Source organism: Gilliamella sp. App6-5 (assembly GCF_001690525.1).
Taxonomy (GTDB): Bacteria; Pseudomonadota; Gammaproteobacteria; order Enterobacterales; family Orbaceae; genus Gilliamella; species Gilliamella apicola_H.
The window spans coordinates 15804-41329 of the sequence record NZ_LZGT01000005.1; the positions used below are offsets into that span (position 1 = coordinate 15804).

A 25526-nucleotide genomic window follows, 5' to 3' on the forward strand; every position below is an offset into this window, starting at 1 on the left:
AGCCTATTTAATGATCGAACAAACATAAAAAATTGAAATTAAACATAATTTTACTTGACGGAGGTGACCATAATGCATTATCATATTAGACACCAGACACCAGACACCAGCACTGGCAAACCTATGTCTTAAATTTATCAAATAGCTCCATTAGACAAGTTTTTACGCTTTCCTCGTTTATATCCTCGAAATCATCTCCCAAATTATTGTTGAAATTCTTCTCAAGAATCCTGTTGACATTGTTATTCTTGTTGACTTCATGGAATTTGCAGGCATTGGTTGGTAAAAATAATCGAGGAGTTAATAATCGCAGCGATGCAATAATATTGCCATCGGCTGTTGTCAATTTCGCTCGGCCGAATCTGATTTGGGGTACAGATGAAAACGCTGGTCCATCAGGCGTGTGGGACCCAAGTAAGGGATTTTTTACGCAATCCACTCACCCCGCATCATACGCGCTTAATTTTCCGACCACAGGTGCCGATGGATTATATTTTGATTTAGATATAGCGGGCGTTGATGCAAGTGAATTAATATGGGAACCTGTTACGCATGAGGGTATAACTGCCACAGTAGAATGGAAACATATAACAGATGGGTGGAGTGTGTGGATGGATGGTCCAGAAGAGGTGACGCGCGTAACCCTAGCAGGTCCTGAGCTGAGTAATTCTTGGCTAGCTGAGCTTCCATCATATCCTGGTCTAGTTTATAAGCCAAATTTACCGCAGACATTTGAATTAGTCGGTAAAGATAGAGAGGGTAATGAGGTTGTAACATATGGATTTGTATTACACCAATGGTTCCTTGCCCGTGATGCAGGGGGCGATGGTGATGTTTCCCATGCAGAGTGGTGTAATGGTTTAGGCTATCGACTTCCGAAAGTAAAAGACCTTACCAACGCGGTCTGTCTTGATTATGACCACAACCCAGATAACGATGAATGTTATGGTGCCGTTGGCGCTACGCCATCATCAAGTGGGAATTACTATCAGCGTCAAATAGGGGCCGGATTTTTCACGGAGTGGGGCAAAATGCGTTATTACTTCAAAGCAGGCTTCAGTGACGACGGCTATCCAGTAACTGACCCAACAGGTGACGATACGTTCTTTGCTGTGGCTACGTTTGACGGTTCTGTGTTTCGCAATCCTTCGTATGTTATTTATGAGGGGCTTTGCGTCACGCCTTAGCTTTTGTTTTTGGTTCTTGATTTTTAGTCATGGTACTCATCAAGAATAATCTATCAAAGATCATAGCCCCTGCGTTATGCGGGGCGCCGAGCAGGTTAGAGCCTGCTAGCCTGCGCTTTAATAGCAGAAAGTCACAAAATGCTCATGACTTTTAACAGATCTGATTCAGGGTTACTTTCTATTCTTGATTAAAAGCCGTTAAATCGGCACTAGTGCATCTTGATAATTTTTTCGTTCTTAGTGGATTTCATTAACAGCTTTAGCCTACTGTTAATGCATAAGTAAAATTAATTAGTAAATAATTTAGATTAGCTAGCAAAGTATTATTAAATATTTGAATGGTATATTATTATGGTATACGTAATAATCGTTTATTTTCTATCTTGAGGATTTTTAATTGATACTGAAAGAAGATGGCGGAAGCGCAGAGATTCGAACTCTGGGAGGGTCGCCCCTCGCCGGTTTTCAAGACCGGTGCTTTCAACCGCTCAGCCACACTTCCGCAATGGCTGTGAATATTAAAGTAGACTTGCTTATTTGTAAATAGCTATTTTAAAATTTTTTATCGTTTGCTTTAAATTTCATCAAATTTTATGGGAATTAAGCAATCGATGAGGTATTTGCCTGCAAAATTAGTGTTGGATTGTGATTAATTGGGTATAATACAACACACATTAAATAGCGTACTTTGAAAAATGTTAGAACAGATAGAAACCGATGATAAAGGTTATTTAAAAAATTGGCAGGATTGGACTGTTGATTTGGTTCCTGAATTGGCAGCCAAAGAGTGCATTGAATTAACCAATGCACATTGGGAAGTGATTTTATTTGTTCGTGATTTTTACTTAGAATATAAAACCTCACCAGCTATACGCGCTTTAGTTAAAGCGATGGAAAAAAAGTTTGGTACAGAAAAGGGCAATAGTCGTTATTTGTATAAGTTATTTCCTGATGGCCCAGCTAAACAAGCGACTAAACTTGCAGGCTTACCAAAACCAGTTAAATGTATATAGATAAAGGATAAGACTAAATTCATGAGAAGATGGAAGCTCCCTTTATTATTATTGGTTGTACTGGGTTATCTACAGTATTCTTTGTGGTATGGAAAAAATAACGTGTACGACTATCAAGACAATGTGGAAATGTTAGTTAATTTACGTGCTGATAACGAGAAGTTAAAGGCTCGTAACGAACAGATGTTTGCTGAAATTGATGATTTACAACGTGGCTATGAAGCAATAGAGGAGCGCGCGCGTAGCCATTTAGGGATGGTTAAATCTAATGAATATTTTTATCGAATTATAATTGATTCGGATACAAAAAAACGATAATGCATAACGTAAATAATCTTCATGATATCATCGCTATTGTGCCGGCAGCAGGAATTGGTTGCCGTATGAATAGCCAAACCCCCAAACAATATCTAGAAATTGGTTCAAAAACGATTTTAGAACATACACTGAATAAATTATTAACGCACCCTCAAATTGTGAGAGTTATTGTTGTGATCAGCCCAGAAGATAACTTATTTCATACCCTTTCGATCGCCTTACACGATAAGATTAAAGTCACTTTAGGTGGCAAAACTCGCGCTGATTCTGTGTTAGCTGGATTACAACTGCTAAATGATCAACAGTGGGCTTTAGTTCATGATGCAGCAAGGCCTTGTGTTGATCATGATGATATTACGCGCCTAATTGAAACGGTAACAAATAAAAAACAAGGTGGCATATTAGCCACCCGTATTAGTGATACGATAAAACGAGCGTATCAAAATAATGACAATGTTATTGATTATACTGAAGATCGAACTTATTTATGGGGCGCAGCAACGCCTCAACTATTTAATGCTGGTGAACTAAAATCATGTTTGCAACAAGCTTTAAATCATCATGTTGCCATTACAGATGAAGCTTCAGCGATTGAATATTGTGGCGGGCACCCTTTATTGATTGAATGCCGTCGAGATAATATAAAAATAACGCGTCCTGAAGATTTAGCATTGGCTACTTTTTATTTGACTAATCAGATTCCAAATAGGTGAAAATATGAGAATAGGTCATGGATTTGATGTGCATAAGTTTGGTGGTGAGGGGCCAATAACCCTTGCTGGCGTGAAAATTCCTTATCAATATGGTCTTGTTGCGCATTCTGATGGTGATGTTGTATTACATGCTATAACCGATGCCTTAATTGGTGCATTAGCATTAGGTGATATTGGTAAGCTGTTTCCTGACACTGATCCTAAATATAAAGGCATAGATAGTCGTATATTATTAAAAGAAGTGTACAGCTTAGTTCAAGCTAAAGGCTATGAGCTTATAAATCTGGATACCACTATCATCGCACAAGAACCCAAAATGCGGCCTCATGTGGATCAAATGCGGGTTAATATCGCTGAAGATCTAAAAGTGCATTTTGATCAAATTAGTGTAAAAGCGACAACGACTGAGCAATTAGGGTTTATAGGACGTAAAGAGGGCATTGCTTGCCAAGCAGTTGTTTTATTAACCAAAAAGTCCAAAGCAGATTAAATTTAAATATAGGCAATACAAGTGTTAGCAAAACTTAATTATTTATATGGAAAACCAACCACGACAGGGCAGTATAAACAGCAATACGAAGATTTTATGGTTACAGAAGATCTTGGATTTGAGTTGACTGGCGATGGTGAACATGTTTTAGTTTTTTTGCAAAAACGTGATTGTAATACTATTTTTGTGGCTGAGCAGTTAGCTAAATATGTTGGTATTTCAGCCAAGCTTGTGAGTTATGCTGGATTAAAAGATCGTCAAGCGATAACTCAGCAATGGTTTAGCTTACATATGCCTGGTCAGCAAACGCCAGACTTTTCGACATTTGATTTAGCTGGTTGCCAGATACTCAAAGTCACTCGGCATAATAAAAAATTAAAAATAGGTGCATTAAAGGGTAATTATTTTAAAATTAGATTAAGAAATTTAAATGCTCAATCTGAAATCGAATCTAAATTAGCCTTACTCAAACAACATGGCGTGCCTAATTATTTTGGTGAGCAGCGTTTTGGTCGAAATGAAAATAATATTACCCAAGCCATAAAATGGGCTAGTGGCGAGATTTCGGTTAAAGATCGTAAAAAGCGTAGCTTTTATCTTTCAGCTGCACGTAGTGCGATTTTTAACAATATTGTCAGCCAGCGAATAGCTCAAAATTTACATCAAATTGTGTTAGATGGCGATATATTACAACTCGCACAGCGTGGTAGCTGGTTTGTTGCACAAGAAGATGAAATGGATTTATTACAGCAGCGACTTGAAAATGGTGAAATTAATATTACCGCACCAATGGTGGGGGATTCACCACTTGGTACACGCTTTAAGGCACTTGATTTTGAGCAAAAATGTTTAGAAAGTTGGTCTGAATTTATTGACCTATTCAAAAAAGAGCGTGTCGAAACAGTAAGACGGTCAATATTGTTACGAGCAGAGCAACTTAATTGGCAATGGTTGGATGATCATACTCTTGATCTTGATTTTTATTTGCCGTCAGGTTGTTATGCAACAAGTGTGATACGTGAATTAATAATGGAAAATGAGTAGCCCAAATGCAAAATCTAAAAATGCAATCCCTAATTAAATTCTTGCGTCAGCAAGGAATAAAAGACGAGTATGTTTTAGATGCTATCGCTTCAATTCCACGGGAACATTTTGTTGATGAAGCTCTTTCGCATCAAGCTTATGATGATCGCCCACTCCCCATAGGCAATGGTCAGACCATTTCTCAACCCTATATTGTAGCGAAAATGACGGAACTATTGAAATTAGAACCTAATTCTAAAGTGCTTGAAATTGGTACTGGCTCTGGGTATCAAACCGCTGTTTTGGCAAAGTTAGTTGAGCATGTTTGTTCGGTTGAGCGAATTAAAAGCCTACAGTGGAATACAAAACGTCGTTTAAAGCAACTAGATATTCACAACATTTCAACGCGTCATGGTGATGGCTGGTTAGGTTGGCCTGAGCGAGGGCCGTTTGATGGCATCATCGTTACCGCAGCTGCATCCGAAGTACCACAAAGCTTGTTAGAACAGTTGGCAGATAAAGGACGATTAGTTATTCCAGTCGGTAACAGTAAACAGGCTTTACAATTAATTGAGCGTGATGGCAATAAATTTGTAGCCAAAAATATGGGCGAGGTGATATTTGTACCTTTAGTTAAAGGCGATATAGAATAATTTATGTTCATATCAAATAAAAAATAGAAAATAAAATACTTATTTTCTATTTTTATACTGAAACATAGTGTTTTCTGAAACTTTTTGACAAAATCTGGTATATCTATTCTTCCTGTTCAGAACGTTTCCATTCACAAATTCCATAAATAGCATTAAATAGATAAATTAAGTACTGTGTTGCGATAATGATATTGTCGGTATAGATATTTAAGCCAATCACCAGTACGTTTAATATGACCCATAAATACCAATTAAACGCATATCGCATCATTAGCAATAACTGAGCAACAATACCTAATCCAAAGATAAAACAGTTAGCCATGAGTTGATAGGTTGTATTGGTAGCACCAACTTCATTGGTTAAATAAATATTGAAAAAAGCCGCAGCAATAAGAAATATGAGTGTATATAAAAATGCGGTTTCATTGAGTGAACGAACTTTAACATTTTTATGATTATCAAGGTTTTTTTGCCAAGTAAATAGCCCATAGATATGTGAACAAAAATAGTAGAGGGGGGGCAGTCCCGCACCAATATTGCCACCAAGAACATTAGCACAACATTCTGCAACTACGGCAAACATACCCAATACATTGCCCATATTTTTTCGTTTTGCTAATAAAATGACACAAAGTAGGCCACAAAAAGCGCCTATGTAAGAAGCTGTATAGCGTAAATTAAATTGAGTAAATGGATCAGTGTATAAGAATGCTAGCGTGACACATAATATACAAAAAAATGGATAAAATTTATTGCGTCCGATTGAAATGGTAAGATCGTTTAATTTATTCATCATTTATTACTCTTCATCGTTGATAAGTTGATTAACTAGTTCAATACAGCGTAAATATCGCGCCTCGTAATCAGGAGAATCTATTTGTATATAGTTGATATTGTTTTTTTCTAATAATGTTATCAATAACTGTTGAAAATCTTTGCGCTGTTTTGGACTGCCTAAATGGCGTAAACCATCGGCAACCCATGGTGTGTTATTGCCTAATAAAATAACCAAATCAAAACGATAATTATTGATCATTGCTTGTAAAAAGGGGTGTTCTTTGCCCTCATATTTTTTACAAAAAGCTTGAGTTGTGACAAAATCAGTATCAATAAACGAAACTTTATTGGCATGTTTTATCGCAAAATCAATATATTGAGCATGTCCTAGTGCAATTTTGTCATAGTCGGCATATTGCAAGGCGCGCTCATCACCGCCTAAGTGTGAAAATACATAATCGCGTCCATACTCCCACGCACTAGTAGTATTAAATACGTTCGCTAGTTTATTCACTAACGTCGATTTACCACTAGACTCGCCACCTAAAATGGCGACGGTTCTGACAAAAAATGGTCTAACTTCAGTTGGGATGTACTGCCAGTTTTTCAGTGGTGCTTGGCGAATTTGAGTGCCACTGACTTGCATAAATTGTCGTTTTGGGTCAATGAGCATTGTATCTAAATCAAATAAATCTTTATACATCTTAACATCTTGTGGTTCACTTGAGTAAACGCAATCTGGCTTGATACCTTTTTCTTGAAACAGTTTTTTAACTCGTTCACTCCACTCATGCCAACCATTAGGATAAGTAGGAATGCCGTCTTCTTCTAATAATTCAATATGGATATTTTTTTGATATTTAAAGGTTTGCAGTAGCCAGCGAATTCTATCATTGATCGTCGGCTGGCGAGACATCGCACTTTGTTCAAATAATGCCATATCGCGAATAGTATCGGAACAAAGCACGACATACAGTTCATCAACTTGGCTAATTGCGCGTTGAATAAGATAGATATGCCCAGTATGTAAAGGATAAAATTTGCCAAAAATGATGCCTACTTTCTTATTTTTGGTGGATTCTTCGATTTGTAAATATTGGTGGAGCGATTGTAATTTTTGTGCGCTAGGATTTTTAATTTTATCGTTAATGAGTTGACTTAAGTAACCCTTAGTCATTTGGCAAGCATCGGCAACTGTCTGTAATGATATATTTTTCCGTTTTATTGCTTTTTTTAGATAACTGAAGCTATTCATAATAGTCTCCTTATTTGGTGTTTTTTATTTTAAACAAAATATAAATCATTTTTATTTATTGTTCAATATATTAAACATAAAATAATTTATTTTTATTTAGCTTCATTAAAATTTATAGCAATTAAGCTGAAAATAGTGAATACTCTTTTACTATTGATGATTTTAGGTATTGCATATTGCTATGCTTACTTATAACTTAAATAAATTCTAATAGTTAATATCTCAAAGAGATTGAAAAGAAAATATGAAAATTCAAAAATTAGCTTTTTTCATTGCATTTGCCTCTAGCAGTGCCTTAGCAAACAATAATGTCACACTCAATAAAGTAACGCTTTTTTTACAAGGAGCTGAATTACAGGGGCAATCAACGGTATTACTAAGTAAAGGGGAAAGTGAAATTTTATTGACTGGAATTGCCGATGGTGTCAAAGCTAATTCAATTAATGTGGGATTTGGTGATGATACCAACGTGAAAGTATTATCAACGTCATTAAATGATAACTATGTTGGCGATAATAAACTAAGCGCAGATATTAAGCCTTTGCTTGACGAGTTAAAGCAATTACAAGAAAAACATGATACCACCGAAATACAATTAAAAGCCGTATCTGAACAAGTTACCCTTTTACAGGGGAATCGCTTGGATCTGTTAGTTAAAAATGGAAATAACGATTTAAGCGGAATGAAAAATGTGTTGGAATTTGTTAAAACAAATTTAGTCACAGCCTTAAATGAACAAAACAAGCTACAGAAAGAAGTCGATCAGATTAATGCACAAATCGCACAATGCCAAGATAAGATTGATAAACAAAAAGCGTTGACCAAGCGTTTAACCAATGCAATTACTGTAAAAGTTTATTCTGATAAAGACATTAGCTTGCCAGTGACTTTATCGTACGTCACCAATAAAGCGGGTTGGGTGCCTGTTTATGATGTGCGCGTTGCGGATATCAATTCTCCATTACAACTCACTTATAAAGCAGATATTTATCAAAATAGTGGTTTGGATTGGCAAAACGTGGATTTTAGTTTATTGACTTCTAATCCCAGTGATGGAATAACTGCTCCTGATTTAATGCCATGGTATATCGATCTGTATACTGTAAAAGGTGGATTCTTTTTTTCTAAGAGCGAAAAAGATTATGATGAAATAAGTGCAAAAGCGTCAAGATCAGTGCATCCTGATGATAATGTATTCACCAAAACGTTAGGTATTAATACCCGCTTTGAGGTCAAATTGCCTTATACCATTAAATCCAATAGCCAAAGTAATATTCTTACTTTACAAAACAAAGAAGTGGAAGCGAAATATCATTATATTGCTATTCCTAAATTAGATAGCGGTGTGTACTTACAAGCACAAATTGCTGATTGGGATAAACTTAACCTTTTACCAGGAAAGTCTACGGTATTTTTTAACGGTAATTATATTGGCGAAAGTTTTATTACTACTAAAGATCTAAAAGAGACACTCGATATCTCTTTAGGTAAAGATAACAATATTTTTATTTCACGTAATCGTAATATTAATGAAACATCAAAACCTTCGTTATTCGGCAATGATATTTCACAAAAATATGCTTATACCATTGATGTAAAAAATACCAAATCGCTACCTATTGATATTGTTGTTTATGATCAGCTACCCAATATTATCAATAAGGCAGTCGTCCTTAATGAGGCTAAATATGATAATGCAAATTATAATAAAGAAACCGGTCAATTAATGTGGCAGTTTAAGTTGAATCCAAATGAAAATAAAAATCTTAGTTTAAGCTTTAAACTGACTTATCCAAAAGATAAAGTTAACGATATAATTGGATTATAAATGAGTAAATCACAGAAAATACAGTATGTTAAACGAATGGTTAAACCAATTTACACAAGACAATCAAATTAGTTTGCTAGATATTCATTTGGCAGCATTTTTAACGAATAAAGCAAAGTTAAATGACAATATTACAATTAAACGATTCAGTTTTTTAGTGATAACGCTAAGTAAAGAGGTAAGATCTGGTCATGTTTGCTTAGATCTTCGTTATTTAAAACAATCAACGATAGAAGCGCAGCTTTGGTTAGCCTTAGGCTCACCAAACGAGCAAGATTGGAAAAACGCACTTGAACAAGCACAAAATAGTCGAGTTGTGAGTGATGGAACAAATTTATCTCCGCTTATCCTTATTGAAAATAAACTCTATTTTCAAAGGATGTGGTTGGACGAGAAAAATGTTGCTCAATATTTCAATCACACAATCCTTAATAAAGAGTCAAATTGCGATGTTGATTTAAATACTATACTTAATCAGCTTTTTACCGATAATCACGCTGAAATTGATTGGCAAAAAGTGGCGGTTGCTGCGGCATTAACGCGTAAAGTCGCGATTATTTCGGGCGGGCCTGGTACAGGTAAAACAACCACTGTCGCTAAAATTTTAGCCGGAATTTTGTTAACTACGCCCAATGCGCGAATTATTACGGCGGCTCCGACAGGGAAAGCCGCATCAAGGTTAACCGAATCATTGAGTCAAACAATTGAGCAACTCGCTTTTGCATCACTCAATATAAAGGCAGAAGCGATCACTTTACACCGTTTATTAGGCGCAAAAGCAGATAATCGTTCATTCAAGCATGATAAAAATAATCCGTTGCATGTTGATGTATTAGTCATTGATGAAGCCTCAATGGTTGATTTAAATATGATGGCAAGAGTCATTGAAGCCTTACCCGCTTCTGCACGTTTAATTTTGTTGGGTGATAAAGATCAGCTCTCATCGGTTGAAGCCGGTGCGGTATTTGGTGATCTTTGTACCTTTATTACGCATGGTTATAGCGAGTCACGAGCAAAAGAGCTAAGCCAATTAACTGGCTATGTTGTGCCTGCTTGCGAGCAAACAGCAACAATCACGGACAGTATTTGCCTATTACAAAAAAGTTATCGTTTTAACGAATCGTCTGGTATTGGATTGTTGGCTAATGCTGTTAAAGAGGGGCGCTCAACTGTCGTGAAAAAATTATTAACCGATGAGTCATTAAGTGATATCCAATATCATGCACTTTCATCCCAACAAGCTTATGAAGATGTTTTACATGATAGTATTAATCACTATAAACATTATTTAAATGTTATTAAGCAATATGGCACTAATGATATTGCGGCAGTTTTAGCTAAATTTGCCGAATATCGCTTACTTTGTGCTGTAAGAGAAGGATATTTTGGTGTAGAGGGTTTAAACAAGCAAATTGAGTTACTATTAGCCAAAAATAAATTGATTCGCTTGAAAAATAAAGAGGCTTGGTACGTTGGTCGGCCAATTATGATTTTACGCAATAGTACTTCATTAGGGTTGTACAATGGTGATATTGGCATTACATTAATGGCTGAAAAGAATAGCTCAAAATTACGTGTGTATTTCCCGTTTGCTGATGGATCTATTAAAGGATTTTCGCCATTTCGATTACCTGAGCATGAAACAGCTTACGCTATGACAATCCATAAATCGCAAGGTTCAGAATTCGATGATGTGAATATTATCTTACCAACTAGTTATTCACCGTTGCTTAACCGTTCTTTGCTTTATACAGCAATTACCCGCGCTAAAAAAGCCGTTTCAATTTATGCGACTAAACCAATTTTATTACAAGCAATTAAATCACAAACACCAAGGCATAGTGGTTTAGTGAGTTTATTGCAAAATAATAGCTGATTCTATTTTGATAAGCACATTTGAGCTTATTTTTTTGAAAGATGATATGTCATTCGAGGCAGAAATAATAAAACAGGGCGATAAGCCCTGTAATAATTAACTTAATGAATAATCTTAGCTAAAAAGTCTTTAGCACGATCTGATTGTGGATTAGTAAAGAATTGCTCTTTTGAGGTATCTTCAATAATTTCACCAGCATCCATAAAGATAACACGGTGGGCTACTTTACGCGCAAAGCCCATTTCATGAGTAACCACCATCATGGTCATGCCTTCATAAGCGAGCTCAACCATCACATCTAATACTTCATTTACCATTTCAGGATCAAGTGCTGAGGTTGGTTCGTCAAACAGCATGACAATAGGATCCATACATAACGCGCGAGCAATGGCAACACGTTGCTGTTGACCGCCAGAAAGTTGTGCGGGGTATTTATCGGCATGAGCAAGTAAACCAACGCGCTCTAACAAGTTAAGCGCTTTTTCGCGAGCTTCTTCGTCTGTTCGACCTAACACTTTAATTTGCGCAAGGGTGAGGTTTTTTAAAATAGTTAAATGTGGGAATAGTTCAAAATGTTGAAATACCATACCCACTTTAGAACGTAACTTTGCTAAGTTAGTTGCTTTACTTGTAACTTCGGTTCCATCAATAATAATTTTGCCTTTTTGTACAGGCTCTAAACAATTTACGGTTTTTATCAAAGTTGATTTTCCTGAACCCGAAGGACCGCAAACCACCACAACCTCGCCTTTACCAACTCGAGTTGTGCAGTTTTTTAATACCTGAAATTGTCCATACCATTTTGATATATTTTCTAAGGAGATCATCGAGTAATCCTTTTCTTAAAATAATTAACTAGACGTGAAACGGTGAAGCAAATAACAAAATAAACTGCTCCTGTAAATAATACCATCTCAACGATTAAACCATCTCTATTACCCACAATATTAACCGCACGATAGAAGAAATCAGCTAAATTTAAGGTGTAAATAAGCGTCGTATCTTGGAATAAGATAATACCTTGTGTTAATAATAATGGTGTCATAATACGAAATGCTTGTGGTAAAACCACCATTCGTAATGCCTGACCTTTAGTCATACCGAGTGCTAGTGATGCACTGATTTGACCTTTAGATACACTTTGAATACCAGCTCGAATAATTTCCGAATAGTAAGCCGCTTCAAACAAAGCAAAAGCGATTAATGCCGACACAAAACGTATATCTGTTGTGGGTGGAAGATTTAAAATCTTTTCTAATAGTTGAGGCACTAGCAAATAAAACCAGAGCAAAACCATCATTAATGGAATTGAACGGAATATATTTACATAGCATGAAGCAAACCAATGTAGTACTTTAATTGATGAAAGTCGCATAATGGCAAGTAGCGTTCCCCAAACGATACCAAAAATTACAGCGGTAATGGTTATCTCTAAGGTTAATAGCATACCACGCATGATATAAGGTAAATTAGGCAGGATTTGACCCCATTCTAAATCCATCATGATTTACCTCCTAATACGCCAGGAAGTCGCACTTTTTTCTCAATATATTGCATGGCAAACATGATAGCGACATTGATAATTACATATCCAAATGTAATAGCAATGAATGATTCATAAGGTTGGCCTGCATGTTCAAGCAATTGGTTTGCTTGTTTTGTTAATTCAATATAACCAACAGTCGAGGCAACAGCCGAGTTTTTAACCATATTTAATATTTCAGATGTTAATGGTGGTAAAACGCGTCGATAAGCATTAGGTAATAAAATATATAAATAGGTTTGTTTTAAGGTTAGTCCTAATGCAATTCCGGCACTTTTCTGACCAGTAGGAATTGACTGAATAGCAGCTCTCACTTGTTCACAAATACGTGCACCTGTGAATAATCCTAATCCTATGGTTGACATTAATAAAGTAAATATCGTAGGGTTAAGACTATATAACCAATCACGGATAGATTCTGGTACCAACGCGGGTACAACTTCAATCCAAAAGAATAAGTGAATGATTAACGGGATATTCCTAAACACTTCAACATAACATGTACCTAAGCCAGATAAAAAACGGTTAGGTAATGTTCTTAGTACACCAAATAGCGAACCAACCAAAAAGGCAACCGTTCCTGATGTAATAACTAGCAATATGGTCATTTGAAAACCTAACCACAACCAGCCTAGATACGTTGTATCCCCAAATGGTGCTGGTTGGAGAAAAATTTTCCAATTCCAACTTGTTGTCATAAATACTCCAACATGTAAAAAAAATGTAAATAGTACTAAATAAGATGATGGGCGCAGTTACCTACGCCCTTATGGGAAAATATCTGCGTATTAATTTAATGCTTTATCATTAGGATGAGCGAAAAGTTCTTTCATCTCAGAAGACATATCAAAGTTCATATTTAACCCTTTTGGTGGAATAGGTTGTTTAAACCAGCGGTTATATGACTTTTCGGCGATACCTGATGTTTGTGCATCAGCGATTGTTTTATCGACTAAAGCTTTAAATTGCGGATCTTGTTTACGTAACATACAACCATAAGCTTCATAAGATAATGGTTTACCCACAATTTCCCATTGTTCAGGTTTTTTCGCTTTTGAGCGTTCACCTGCTAACAACGCATCATCGATAAGAAATGCTGCTGCTCGTCCACTTTCAAGTGTGCGAAATGCATCACCATGATCTTTGGTTGCAATAATACGAATATTTAACCCTTTTTCAGTATTGATTTTGTTGAGCATAACTTCGGATGTTGTACCTGAAGTTACGACCACATTTTTACCTTTCAGATCGTCAATATCTTTAATATTGCTACTAGTTTTGACTAAAAAGCGAGTGCCAACAATAAAGATCGTATTTGAAAAATCAACTTGTTGTTGACGAGAAAGATTATTGGTTGTTGAACCACATTCAAAATCGTAAGAACCGTTTTGTAACAGTGGAATACGATTTTGCGAAGTAAGCGGTAAATATTTAACTTGCAAATTAGGCATGTTTAACTCTTTTTTTACCGCATTAATAATAAGATCTGAGTAATCTTGAGAATAACCAACAACTGTTTGGTTATCACCATAATATGAGAACGGGACTGATGATTCTCTATGTCCTACGACAATCACACCATTTTCTTTTACTTTAGCTAGTGTACCGGTTAATTCATCGGCAAATGCGGCACTACTCACTAGACCTAACATTGCAAATGATAACACTAGTTTGGTTAATTTTGTCTTTCTGTTCATACTCATCTCCTACTGTTAAGTTTGTATCATATTAAATAATTTTAATATTTTTACAAAGGACGTATATTATAACTTATTTTTTACCATAAAAGTACTTTTTACTGTTTATTTATCTATCATTGGAGCTAGATGTAACCAATAATTAACGTAATATTACGATGATTGGTTACACCAATACTTAGTTAAATCCAATTGTATATAAGCAATAATTATGCCAGTATCGTTAATTATGAACGTCTTTTTATAAAAAGTGAGATAAGCATTAGTGCCATCATAGCAAAATAAGGCCAATTTCCCCATCTTGCATAAGGCGTTAAACCCGTTGTGGGCGATACAGTTGCCGATAAAACCGCTGTTTTAAATTGTGGTAACTGTTTAACAATATTGCCATGTGGGTCGATAATTGCGGTAATGCCTGTGTTGGTGCTACGGATTAAAGGCCTACCAAATTCTAATGCTCTAGCTTGTGCCATTTGCAGATGTTGCTTAGGAGCAATGCTATCACCAAACCATGCATCATTTGATACAGTCAGTAAAAAATCGCTGTCTGAGGTAAAGTTTTGCCACATTAAATGTGATAAAATCACTTCATAGCAAATGGCAGTGGTAAATTTAAAGCCTTTTATTTGTAATTGAGGTTGATTTGCTTCGCCAGACTTCATTGATGACATAGGAATATTGAGCAATTCAGCAATTGGTTCAAGTACTGATTCTAGCGGTGTAAACTCTCCAAAAGGCACTAAATGGTGTTTTTGATAACGATTAGTTGTTGGATATTGATAAGGTTCTTTTTCACCTAATACCAACAAAGTATTATAGAGATCTCCGTTAGCTTGATATCCAGTTTCACCAAAGCGATAATCTATAATACCTACAGCGATTTCAGTATTATGAGCTCTAGCTTCATTATCTAGATATTGTAAAAAAGATTGCTGATTTATTTCGTAATCGGTGATGCTGGCTTCTGACCAAATGATAATTTTATCGTTTTCAAAGTTTTCTTGAGTCAGTTTTGCATAGGTTTGTAACGTGTCATTGAGTTGATCTTTTGTCCAACGAATTGATTGCGGAATATTTCCTTGAATTAAAGCAAAATTAGCCGAACGAGTGTTATCTATCGTAGTCCAATTAATATTATTGAATGAAATTGGTGCAAAAAAGATCGTAATCAGTGCAATGATTGCACCAAGTGCGTGCCGCTTTGGTGTTTTGCTGATTATTGTTTTTATACAATAAACGAATAATCCACACAAAATAGTTAACAATAAATTAACGCCATCTATTCCCACTAGAGGGAAATAGGCTCGTAAAGGACTATCAAGCTGGCTATAACCAAGTTGTAACCAAGCAAATCCAGTTAAGATATAACCACGTAAAAATTCGGTTACTTGCCAAAGCACTGGAGCCACAAGCACAAGCTGTTTAAATGAAAATTGCCCAGTAAAACGATTTGCTATGCTTAACAAAACAGTAAATAGCATCGGGTAAAGCGACAAATATACAATTAAAAGGCCTAAAACGATAATGGCAACCAGAGTAGGTAACTCGCCATACTGTTGAATACTAATATAAACCCAGTGTATCCCTGCCGTAAAATAGCCAATGCCCCAACTTAATCCGAGTAACATGGCTTGTTTTTTCGTTTTATCGGCAATAAGCCATAAAAGCCCCGCAAACGAGACAAAAGCTAAAGGCCAAATATGAAATGGGGCATAACTAAAAACCGCTATACCACCAAAAATTAGGCTTAATAAGTTTTGTTTAAACATTTTCAGGTAGCTCTAAATTGGGCACAGTTGCTTCTTCAGGAATAGTCACATGCAGTTGGATGATTCGTCTTCGGTCTGCAATGGTGACCTTAAATTGGTAACCATCAATGGTAATGCTTTCACCGCGTAAAGGTAATCGTCCAAAATGTTGCATCACCAGCCCGCCAATGGTGTCCATTTCGTCATCACTAAAATCAGTGGCAAAAATTTCATTAAAATCTTCAACTGGCGTAAGGGCTCGCACCGTATAAACTGAAGGCGTTAAGCGGCGAATATCCCGATCTTCTACCTCATCATATTCATCTTCAATATCGCCAACGATAAGTTCTAAAATATCTTCGATAGTCACAAGTCCTGACACACCGCCAAACTCGTCGATAGCCATCGCCATATGGTAACGCTGCATACGAAACTCTTTCAACATGTGATCAACACGCTTGCTTTCGGGTACGACAACGGTTGGTCTAAGGATTTTTTTGAGATCGAAATTATCAACACCTTGGCGAATAAAAATCAAAAGATCTTTAGCTAATAAAATGCCTTCTATATGATCTCTATCTTCACTAATGACAGGATAACGTGAGTGCCCATGTTCAGAAATAATATCAAGACATTCATCAAGCGAATAATTATCTTTGATCGTCACAATTTGAGAGCGGGGAATCATAATATCGCGAACGCGCTGCTCTGCTATATCCATGACGCCTTCAATCATATCAAGGGTATCTGGATCGATAAGTTCGTTTTCTTCGGCTTCGCGAATCACCTCGATAAGTTCTTCTTTATCTTTTGGTTCTGAATTAAATAACTGACTTAACCATAATGCAAACCCTTTTTTAGGTCTCCGGTGATTATCATCACTCATTTGCTCTTTTCCTTTCTTACTTTGTTATTAATGTAACTTATTTTATATGCTTGTTGAGTTAGTTAAATTGCTATTTAACTAAACGGTTAATTGCATATTTTTATTCGTCAATCGGTTGATAAGGATCTTCAAATCCTAATTGCTGCATAATAGCAATTTCAATATTTTCCATTTCTTCGGCTTCTTCGTCAAGAATATGATCATAACCCAGTAAATGTAAACAACCATGAACAATCATATGAGCCCAGTGTGAAGTTAATGATTTATGTTGTTGCTTGGCCTCGGCTTCAACAACTTGTTTACAAATAATGAGATCGCCCAATAAAAGAACATCAATCTCAATGGGAGATTCAAAGGGAAAAGATAATACATTGGTGGGTTTATCTTTATGACGATAGGTATTATTTAATTGCTGGCTTTCTTGTTCATCAACAATACGGATAGTGAGTTCAGCATTATCCATAAATTGAGGTAAAATAACATTTAACCACTGCAAAATTTGCGCTTCGGTTGGTAAATTTAGGGTATCTTCTGTAGCAATTTGCAAATCTAAAATAATGGCGCTCATTTTATTACCTTAATTATTCACGATGATAAGGATGATTAGTGGTTAAACTCCATGCACGGTAAAGACTTTCAGCCACAATAACCCGTACTAAAGGATGGGGAAGCGTAAGTGGCGACAGTGACCAACTCTGCTGTGCTGCCGCTTTGCAAGCAGCAGATAAACCTTCAGGCCCGCCGATTAATAAACTCACATCACGTCCGTCTACTTTCCAGCGTTCTAACTGCTCAGCTAAATTATGCGTTGTGTATGGTTTACCCGGTATATCAAGTGTCACAATGCGATTGCTTTTACCGCAAGCATTTAACATCAATTCGCCCTCTTTATCCAAAATTCGGGCAATATCAGCATTTTTAGTGCGCTTACCTGCGGGGATTTCAATAAGTTCTAAAGGCATATCTTTAGGAAACCGTGACTGATAATCATCAAAAGCAGTTGTAACCCAGTTTGGCATTTTATTGCCAACAGCAATAAGCTGTATCTTCACGCCATTAACTCCAAAGCTTCTCAAGTTCGTAAAGTTGACGGCTTTCTTCTTGCATGATATGCACAATCACTGAATCCATATCAACCACGACCCAATCAGCATCACTTTTCCCTTCACTACCTAACACCAAATGGCCCTTTTTTTTGGCTTCATCAAGCAAATGCCCTGCGATAGACGAAACATGACGGTTTGAAGTGCCCGTACAAATAATCATATAATCGGTAATGCTTGATTTACCGCGAACATCAAGGGTGACAATGTCTTTGCCTTTTAGATCATCAATCTTATCAATAATAAAATCTTGTAACGACTGCTGCAAAATAATCTCTCTTTTTATTAAAAATAAAGCGCCATTATAGCATATATTTCAAAAATAACGGCGATGAAAAATTTACATATATTTATTGGGAGGTGGCAATATATAACAATATTGAGCAATGTCACTCTTTCTTTAATATTTGTTGACTAAATTATAAAAATAGTCTTATTTAAATTTATCTAAAAAGGCAATTTTACTTAATCATCTAATTTCTTATCTTTTTTCTCATTTTTTTTGCTAATTTATCTTCACGCATTTTTTTTATTTGTTCTTTTCTGTTTTTCTTTATTTGGCTTCTTTTCAATTTTTTTTGATTATTTATAGCTAAACGATTCTCTTTTTTTATTGCATCTTTTATTGCATTTTTTGCTTTTCGTTTTTTTTCTCTATATATGCTAAATTCAGCTAGCACCTCTGTTAACAACGATATAACCACAAAGAATAAAAGTCCTAAAAATAAACCTAATAAAGATGGATATATTGGGTTGTAATCGTGACCCATGTGCGGATGGATCCTAAATGTTCCTGCTTTTGCAATATGAGTGTTAAACAAAAAAAGAATAAGAAAAAATTTTACTTGCATGATGAGCGCGAGCCTGCCGAATCATTATTCAATTGTTTTCTCTTGAGAAAATTGATTTAAATAAATATTAATGGATATTATAGAACAAAAAAAGTCCTCATTTTTGGAAAAATCTAAAAATTATTAAAAAAACATTCGGTAGTGATTTTATTGTAATTTTATTTTGTTGTTTTTTTTACAAAAACAGAAATTTCAATTCTTCAAATCTTTCCCAAAAAGCTTAATTAACCCCAATATTTACATTTCGTTATACCCCAAAAAAAACTAGCCAAGCTTTTTTAAAATGGTTATACTTTCACCGATTTAAAAATTAGCCTATTTAATGATCGAACAAGTATAAAAATTGAAATTAAACATGATTTTACTTGACAGGGGTAACCATAATGCATTATCATATTAGACACCAGACACCAGACACCAGCACTGGCAAACCTATGTCTTAAATTTATCAAATAGCTCCATTAGACAAGTTTTTACGCTTTCCTCGTTTATATCCTCGAAATTATCTCTCAAATTATTGTTGAAATTCTTCTCAAGAATCCTGTTGGCATTGTTATTCTTGTTGACTTCATGGAATTCGCAGGCATTGGCTGGTAAAAATAATCGAGGAGTTAATAATCGCAGCGATGCAATAATATTATTGCCATCGGCTGTTGTCAATTTCGCTCGGCCGAACTTGCTTTATGGCACAGATGAAAACGCTGGCCCCTTTGGCGTGTGGGACCCAAGTAAGGGATTTTTTACGCAATCCACTCACCCCGCATTATACGAGCTTAATTTTCCGACCACAGGTGCTGATGGATTATATTTTGATTTAGATATAGAAGGCGTTGATGCAAGTGAATTAATATGGGAACCTGTTACGCATGAAGGTATAACTGCCACAGTAGAATGGAAACATGTAACAGCGGCTATGTGGATGGATGGTCCAGAAGAGGTGACGCGCGTTACCCTAACAGGTCCTAAGATAGACGATTATGATCTAGCCATGCATCCATATCCAAATGTAGTTCATAAGCCACATTTACCGCAGACATTTGAATTAGTGGGTAAAGATAGAGAAGGCAATGAGGTTGTAACATATGGATTTGTATTACAGAAGTGGTTCCTTGTCCGTGAAGATGTAACCATGGAAGACGAAGAAGCACCAAATTACGCAGTGTGGCATGCTATGTGGTGTAATGTTTTTGGCTATCGACTTCCGAAAGTAAAAGACCTTACCAATGCAGTCTGTCTTGATTATGACCACGACCCAGATAACTATGAATGTAATGGTGCCGTTGGTGCTACGCCGTCATCAAGTGGGAATTATTATCAGCGCCAAATAGGGGCAGGATTATTCTCGGAATGGGGCAAAATATATTATTACTTCGGCGCAAAATTCGGTGACGATGACTACCCAACGAGTGACGCAACAGATAGCATTCCATTCTTCTCGGTGGCCTCGTTCGACGGCCAGGTGCTTGCAGGCGACCCTCCACGTCTGTATGACGGGGTTTGTGTCACGCCTTAGCTTTTGTTTTTAGTTCTTGATTTTTAGGTTTCGGGTGGGATTATGGTGCGAATTAAGGTTAATTTAGCAGAAAACAAAGCCCAAGCGTTATGCAGGTCGCCGAAGCAAGCTATGCGCTTTTGCTATTAGATAGCAAAAGCGCTTATTCCAGAAAAATAAAAAATAAAACCCACGGTAATAATAAACAGAAACAGCCTATAATTCATTGATTTTATTAAAAACTCACAAGAAAAAGCTAAATAAAATCAATTTTCTACCTGAAAGATTTCGAAAGAATTCTAAGGCTTCTTTTCGCCCGCTTAGTTTTGCCGATTAAGTTAATTTGCTTAGCGCATTTGGCTGCACGTTAATGAATTACATTATTGAATTTCAATATAGAAATTTGTTTAAATAATCCGTAGTTCTTTTAATGATAATTTAATAAATGCATAAAAAATAGGCGCAAAAATTAAACCAATAACGCCAAAAAGAGTCTCTAAAAATAGCATTGCAATTAATAATTCACAGATACCAGCATGAATTTTTGTTCCCACTATTTTAGCATTAAGGACATATTCCATTTTATGAATTAAAATTAAATAAATAATAATTACCATTGCAACGGTGAATGATACTGTAAATGCAACAAAAAAGATTAATACATTGACAATCAGGTTGCCAATAATTGGAATAAGGCCAAAAATAAATGTTGCTAGTACTAAACTTTTACTAAACGGTAAATGAATACCAAACACAGGTAAAATAATAAATAACAAAATGGCGGTCATGATAGTATTAAACAAGGCAATCACAACTTGAGACATCGCGACATATTGGAATACTACCACTAATCGATTTAAACTGGTCTTTAAGGCTTTAGTTAATGCTCTTTGTTTAATTTGATTGTCACTGCTACTGCGTTGATTTTCTTTATAACCTAATATTAATCCAATAATCATTCCCACAATTAATATAACTAAATCATGGAATACTTTTTTGATGATAGATTGTAGATAAAAGACATGATCTTTAAGATAAACCATTATAGTTGATTCAATTTCATCAATATCATCAGGTAAATAATGGGTCATGCTTGATGGCAGACTGTTTACTACATTGTTTACTACTAATTTCATATTTGTTAATGTTTCGGTAGGGTGCTTGGCCATATCAACAAACCAAGCAAATAAATACCAAAAACCACCAATAAAAATACTCATAATCAGTGTTGTGAGTACTAGTACCGAAACTAATTTTGATTGATGGCTAAAACGTATCATTTTTCGTGATAAAAACTCATCTAATTTTTGCGTTAATGTATAGGTTAATAAACCAGCAATCACAGCAGGCATTAAATGAACTTGCATTAAAATAATGAAAAAAACGGAAAACAGTATGAGGCAAAATAGATTTAATTTTTGATTATTACTTAGTGGCATAAAGAAAATTTTCCTTTAATAAAAAATTTATTTAATTAAAACACGATACGTGGTAACGGTAAAAATTGACAGAATTATAGCAGATAGTTCATTGTTCGTCCTTTTTTTGTTACTAATTAAACATGAAGTGTTCATAATTTAGTTAATACTTTTTAACAGGTTAAAAAAGACTCTTATACAACCTAGGCAAAACGCTAACAACTAACAAACCAGCAAACTCAAGAATAGCGAGTCCTAATAATTGTCATCTAATCAACCAAAAATATGTCATAAAAGTTATTGATTTAATTAGAATTTTATTGTTTTTTGTTCAAAAAACACTATCAAAACTATTCCCAAAAATACACCAACAAAAGCTTAACCTTACCTATTTAATAAAAATTTACAAAATTTTAGCAAAAAAAAGTAGCACATTATTAATCAATAGTTTATGATTCAAACGCCATTTAAAGCAATAGAATGTTCGCTAATTGAGCAGATAATTTTAAAAAATTAAATAAAGACATAAATTTACTTAACGGTGCAATCGGAATGCGTTATCATAACTATCATAGCTGGTATAAGGTCTGCCAAACCTACGCCTTAAATTTTTTTCATTTTGGTCATAGTCAAAATCAGACTCATTTCTTATTTTTATCACCGAAGCTCTTGAAGTTGTCTAAATTACCTAAATTTTCGCTGTTGTTATTGTCGTATTCGGAGGTTTCGCAGGCATTAACAGCGCATACATCAAAGATAATTGAGGGTAGTGCGCCGTATTTAACGTTTGATGAGGGTCTGACAAAAGAAACTTCAACGGATAGTTTATTGTTTATCAAGTTGCAGAATGGTCGAGTTATTACGCCGTCGACAAATACATCAAGTCCGACAAGTCCAATAAGTTTGCCTTATGTGGGAAATACTTTGGGGGATATAGATATGTTAATTCCATCATCAGTCAGTTCAGTGAGTTTAAATGATTTAGTGAATAGATATAATTATTGGCGGGATGATGATGGAGATGGGCAGGGTACAAATGGAGTAACGGCTACTGGGAATATATCGGTATCATTTACGGATAGAGATGGTAGTGCCGTTAGTCGTAGTGATGGATTAAGTATATGTAGTGCGCCTTATAGGGTAAGGTTAGAAAGTTCTGGTGGAACTTTAACAACACAGTATGGCGTGCCAAGGAGTATTAGTTTCAGTGGAGGGACGGTAGATTATTATATTAATCCGAACTCACCGCAGCCAGTTATTTGTTCAGTAAGGCCGAATCTAAAATTTGGTACAGACGACTACGCAGGTCCATCTAATATATGGAATCCTACTAAGGGCTTTTTAGTTCAGTCAACGAGTTCATCATCTTACGACCGAAATTTTCCTACAACGGGCGCTGATGGGTTGTATTTTGATTTGCTCATAGATGGAGTTGATGCAAGTCAGTTGAGTTGGTCAGTTATCACGAGTGGTGATATAACGGCAACGGTGAGTTGGACAAGGCCACGTTCTGGTACATTCACATCCCCAACAGGAAAGACCATACAAGCTGATGAATGGATTATAGATAAATCCAGTTATGTAACACGGATAACATTAAGAGGTCCTAGTGCGGATAGCACTCAAATGCAGTCAGCTGATCCTAGTCCGCTTATAAAGCCATCTTTGCCGCAGACATTTGAATTGGTGGGAAGGGATAATCGTGGTAATAAGGTGAGCTATGGATTTGTGTTGAGGCAGTGGTTCGTTAATCGGGGTAGTGAATTCAAAAAATTTTCAGCTCATAAAACATGGTGTAAGCGGTTGGGGTATAGCATGCCAAAGGCAAGGGATTTAAGCAATTCGGTACGTGCTGTCAGCCGGTACAAGCGCTACATAGGAGCAGGGCTTTTCACGGAGTGGGGCTACATGAAAGGTTACTCTGATGCGGGCTTCGTCGGCTCATCCTACTCGGCGGACGATTACTTAAATGTCCACTCGAGCACCGGCATCATCGGTAAAGACGACAGCAACATGATAGGCATAAGGCGCAAAAGCTATGGCATTTGCACCGCACCTTAGCTTTTATTTCTTAGTCTTTAATCCTTAGGCCGCGGGGGCGGTTATGGTGCAGATAGAGGACAATCTAACAAAGAATAACGCCCCCGCGTAAGTTGGGGCATTTTCCCTTAGGGTTGCGCTGTTGGAGCGAAGCCACAATCGCGCCTCCCTCCGCCGCCAACGCTAAAAGCGTGGCTGGCAATCCTAGTGATTACGCTGTGGCGGTTTAAATTTGTAGTCTATTTATAGTAAGGCAAGGTTTCGGACGTTTTGACCTTAGGTGAACAAAATAGCTATTGTGACTACGCCCTGGCAAAGGGAATTAAAGCGAATTCCCTTTGCAATCCCACGCTTTGGCTACAGAATGTGGCCTACGGCTGCCCTCCGCAATTACTCGTATCATCCTGATACTCGCCTCTTAGAGGCCATCTTCGCTTTGCTCAGATGTTCAAATTTGTTCCAGACAAATTTTTAACGCACTGTTTGTGGACGCGCTCCAAGCGCACCACAAACTCGCCAAACGTCCTGTTTGGCGTGCTAACCTCGCTCTGTTGTTGGCACATTCTGACGCCGGAATAGGACAAACAACATAGCCTTTAGTGTTTTTTGTGAGTTTCTTTTGTGTTAAAAAGCAATGCAATTACATCCAAAAAGTGGTCAGGAAAGACATTGATTTTATTTAAGTTTTTATTTTGCTGTTTTTAAGCTAAATCAATCATTTACACAACCTAAGTAAAGGCTGGCATACAACAAATCAACAAAATCACGAATAGAGCGTTTTAATAACATCCATTTAATCACCAAAAAATCTTTCAGAAAAGGTGTTGATTTTATTTGATTTTTAATTTAACAATCTTTACCCAAAAAAGGGTGCAAAGCAGCCTCAGATTGATGACAAAGAACTCGCTTTTTGGCGAGTTCTTTGATCTAATAGAGAGGAGTCCATTATAAGAGAAGTTCTTCTATGCTAAAAAAACCAACTCCAGCGACACCAGAAAAAATAGAGCAAATCTCGCTAGATGCGCTTGTCCCTCAAAATCATCTTGTTCGTAAAATAGCTAAAGTCATTGATTTTGAATTTATTCGAGAAGCGGTAGCACCACTTTATTGCCCTAATAACGGTCGTCCGGCAGAAGATCCGGTCAGACTGTTTAAAATCATGTTATTGGGGTATCTTTTCGGTATCCCCAGTGAACGTCGTCTGGTTCAGGAAATTCAGGTCAATTTAGCTTACCGCTGGTTTCTGGGAATGGGATTAACCGAAAAAGTGATTGACGCCTCAACACTTAGCCAAAATCGTCGCCGTCGGTTTAATGACAGTGAAATCTATCAACAGATTTTTGATAATATTGTTGAGCAGGCCATTGCCAAAGGGTTGATAAGTGGTCGGGTTTTATATACGGACAGTACTCACCTAAAAGCAAATGCCAATAAAGGCAAAGCACGTAATGAGCAGCGTATTGTTGAGCCCAGTCAATATATTGATGCCCTTAATCAAGCCATCAACGCAGAAAGAGAATTAAACGGAAAAAAGTCTTAAAGCCATCGACGGTAGAGAAATACAAGGAGGTTAAAGTCAGTACAACAGATCCAGACAGTGGCTTTATGCATCGGG

The 25526-nt window shown here is 36.3% G+C and carries 24 protein-coding genes, 1 tRNA gene and 1 pseudogene; 12 read left to right on the forward strand and 14 right to left on the reverse strand.

The genetic code is table 11. From position 1 onward, the window contains the following. Positions 1-233: 233 nt before the first annotated feature. Positions 234-1187, forward strand: coding sequence for a hypothetical protein (locus A9G24_RS01190; RefSeq protein ID WP_141673018.1), 954 nt, complete (start codon positions 234-236; stop codon positions 1185-1187). A 414-nt stretch (positions 1188-1601) separates the two neighbouring features. Here the strand turns inward: A9G24_RS01190 and A9G24_RS01195 are convergent. Further along, positions 1602-1689 (reverse strand) — tRNA-Ser (locus A9G24_RS01195). Between the two features lie 193 nt (positions 1690-1882). Here A9G24_RS01195 and A9G24_RS01200 point away from each other — a divergent pair. Genes A9G24_RS01200 through A9G24_RS01225 form a run of 6 tightly spaced genes read left to right on the forward strand, consistent with a single transcriptional unit; the run spans position 1883 to position 5397 of the window. Beyond that, positions 1883-2200, forward strand: coding sequence for a TusE/DsrC/DsvC family sulfur relay protein (locus A9G24_RS01200; protein ID WP_065637406.1), 318 nt, complete (start codon positions 1883-1885; stop codon positions 2198-2200). Between the two features lie 21 nt (positions 2201-2221). Next, the gene (gene ftsB, locus A9G24_RS01205; RefSeq protein ID WP_065637407.1) at positions 2222-2518 is read left to right on the forward strand and encodes a cell division protein FtsB; all 297 of its coding nucleotides are present in this window, start codon (positions 2222-2224) and stop codon (positions 2516-2518) included. Further along, a complete protein-coding gene (gene ispD / locus A9G24_RS01210) occupies positions 2518-3231 on the forward strand; it encodes a 2-C-methyl-D-erythritol 4-phosphate cytidylyltransferase (RefSeq protein ID WP_065637408.1) in 714 nt (237 codons plus the stop codon). The genes ftsB and ispD overlap by 1 nt, the downstream gene beginning before the upstream one ends. A gap of 4 nt (positions 3232-3235) precedes the next feature. Continuing rightward, a complete protein-coding gene (ispF, locus tag A9G24_RS01215; protein WP_065637409.1) occupies positions 3236-3721 on the forward strand; it encodes a 2-C-methyl-D-erythritol 2,4-cyclodiphosphate synthase in 486 nt (161 codons plus the stop codon). A gap of 21 nt (positions 3722-3742) precedes the next feature. Continuing rightward, positions 3743-4765, forward strand: coding sequence for a tRNA pseudouridine(13) synthase TruD (truD, locus tag A9G24_RS01220; RefSeq protein WP_065637410.1), 1023 nt, complete (start codon positions 3743-3745; stop codon positions 4763-4765). Positions 4766-4770: 5 nt separating this feature from the next. Beyond that, a complete protein-coding gene (locus A9G24_RS01225; protein WP_065637411.1) occupies positions 4771-5397 on the forward strand; it encodes a protein-L-isoaspartate(D-aspartate) O-methyltransferase in 627 nt (208 codons plus the stop codon). Between the two features lie 103 nt (positions 5398-5500). On the opposite strand, the gene pnuC is transcribed toward A9G24_RS01225, so the two are convergent. Further along, positions 5501-6193, reverse strand: a complete 693-nt coding sequence (gene pnuC, locus A9G24_RS01230) for a nicotinamide riboside transporter PnuC (protein WP_218056179.1) — start codon at positions 6191-6193, stop codon at positions 5501-5503. 3 nt (positions 6194-6196) lie between these two features. Then, positions 6197-7429: a multifunctional transcriptional regulator/nicotinamide-nucleotide adenylyltransferase/ribosylnicotinamide kinase NadR gene (gene nadR, locus A9G24_RS01235; RefSeq protein WP_065637412.1), complete on the reverse strand. Its 1233-nt coding sequence runs from the start codon at positions 7427-7429 to the stop codon at positions 6197-6199. Between the two features lie 244 nt (positions 7430-7673). On the opposite strand from nadR, the gene A9G24_RS01240 reads away from it, so the two are divergent. Continuing rightward, complete coding sequence (locus A9G24_RS01240) at positions 7674-9257, forward strand: mucoidy inhibitor MuiA family protein (protein ID WP_065637413.1); 1584 nt, start codon at positions 7674-7676, stop codon at positions 9255-9257. A gap of 25 nt (positions 9258-9282) precedes the next feature. Then, on the forward strand, positions 9283-11133 hold the full coding sequence (recD, locus tag A9G24_RS01245) for an exodeoxyribonuclease V subunit alpha (RefSeq protein ID WP_065637414.1): 1851 nt from the start codon (positions 9283-9285) through the stop codon (positions 11131-11133). Between the two features lie 101 nt (positions 11134-11234). Here recD and A9G24_RS01250 read toward each other — a convergent pair whose 3' ends face one another. From A9G24_RS01250 to A9G24_RS01295, 10 genes are all read right to left on the reverse strand, one after another. Then, positions 11235-11960 (reverse strand): amino acid ABC transporter ATP-binding protein, encoded by a 726-nt coding sequence (locus tag A9G24_RS01250; protein ID WP_065581451.1) that lies wholly within the window; start codon positions 11958-11960, stop codon positions 11235-11237. After that, positions 11957-12637, reverse strand: a complete 681-nt coding sequence (gene gltK / locus A9G24_RS01255) for a glutamate/aspartate ABC transporter permease GltK (protein ID WP_065637415.1) — start codon at positions 12635-12637, stop codon at positions 11957-11959. The genes A9G24_RS01250 and gltK overlap by 4 nt, the downstream gene beginning before the upstream one ends. After that, a complete protein-coding gene (locus A9G24_RS01260; protein ID WP_065637416.1) occupies positions 12634-13374 on the reverse strand; it encodes an amino acid ABC transporter permease in 741 nt (246 codons plus the stop codon). Before A9G24_RS01260 ends, gltK begins: the two co-directional genes overlap by 4 nt. A gap of 90 nt (positions 13375-13464) precedes the next feature. After that, the gene (locus tag A9G24_RS01265; protein ID WP_065637417.1) at positions 13465-14373 is read right to left on the reverse strand and encodes a glutamate/aspartate ABC transporter substrate-binding protein; all 909 of its coding nucleotides are present in this window, start codon (positions 14371-14373) and stop codon (positions 13465-13467) included. Between the two features lie 227 nt (positions 14374-14600). Beyond that, positions 14601-16142: an apolipoprotein N-acyltransferase gene (gene lnt / locus A9G24_RS01270; RefSeq protein WP_065637418.1), complete on the reverse strand. Its 1542-nt coding sequence runs from the start codon at positions 16140-16142 to the stop codon at positions 14601-14603. Next, positions 16135-17007: a CNNM family magnesium/cobalt transport protein CorC gene (gene corC, locus A9G24_RS01275; protein ID WP_065637419.1), complete on the reverse strand. Its 873-nt coding sequence runs from the start codon at positions 17005-17007 to the stop codon at positions 16135-16137. Before corC ends, lnt begins: the two co-directional genes overlap by 8 nt. A gap of 100 nt (positions 17008-17107) precedes the next feature. Beyond that, positions 17108-17575, reverse strand: a complete 468-nt coding sequence (gene ybeY, locus A9G24_RS01280; protein WP_065637420.1) for an rRNA maturation RNase YbeY — start codon at positions 17573-17575, stop codon at positions 17108-17110. 13 nt (positions 17576-17588) lie between these two features. After that, entirely contained in the window at positions 17589-18059 is a 471-nt protein-coding gene (gene rlmH, locus A9G24_RS01285) for a 23S rRNA (pseudouridine(1915)-N(3))-methyltransferase RlmH (RefSeq protein ID WP_065637421.1), read from the reverse strand. 4 nt (positions 18060-18063) lie between these two features. Beyond that, positions 18064-18381 carry a ribosome silencing factor gene (rsfS, locus tag A9G24_RS01290; protein ID WP_065637422.1) on the reverse strand — a complete coding sequence of 106 codons (318 nt, stop codon included), beginning with the start codon at positions 18379-18381 and terminating at the stop codon, positions 18064-18066. A 202-nt stretch (positions 18382-18583) separates the two neighbouring features. Then, positions 18584-18880 carry a hypothetical protein gene (locus A9G24_RS01295; RefSeq protein WP_141673019.1) on the reverse strand — a complete coding sequence of 99 codons (297 nt, stop codon included), beginning with the start codon at positions 18878-18880 and terminating at the stop codon, positions 18584-18586. A gap of 640 nt (positions 18881-19520) precedes the next feature. Here A9G24_RS01295 and A9G24_RS01300 point away from each other — a divergent pair. Further along, the gene (locus tag A9G24_RS01300) at positions 19521-20474 is read left to right on the forward strand and encodes a hypothetical protein (RefSeq protein WP_141673020.1); all 954 of its coding nucleotides are present in this window, start codon (positions 19521-19523) and stop codon (positions 20472-20474) included. A gap of 386 nt (positions 20475-20860) precedes the next feature. Here the strand turns inward: A9G24_RS01300 and A9G24_RS01305 are convergent, their stop codons facing one another. After that, entirely contained in the window at positions 20861-21892 is a 1032-nt protein-coding gene (locus tag A9G24_RS01305) for an AI-2E family transporter (RefSeq protein WP_065637425.1), read from the reverse strand. A 531-nt stretch (positions 21893-22423) separates the two neighbouring features. Between A9G24_RS01305 and A9G24_RS01310 the strand changes: the two genes are divergently transcribed. Both A9G24_RS01310 and A9G24_RS01315 read left to right on the forward strand, forming a co-directional pair. Continuing rightward, the gene (locus tag A9G24_RS01310) at positions 22424-23932 is read left to right on the forward strand and encodes a hypothetical protein (RefSeq protein WP_065637426.1); all 1509 of its coding nucleotides are present in this window, start codon (positions 22424-22426) and stop codon (positions 23930-23932) included. 943 nt (positions 23933-24875) lie between these two features. Next, a pseudogene (locus A9G24_RS01315) lies at positions 24876-25526 on the forward strand (transposase); the annotation flags it as partial.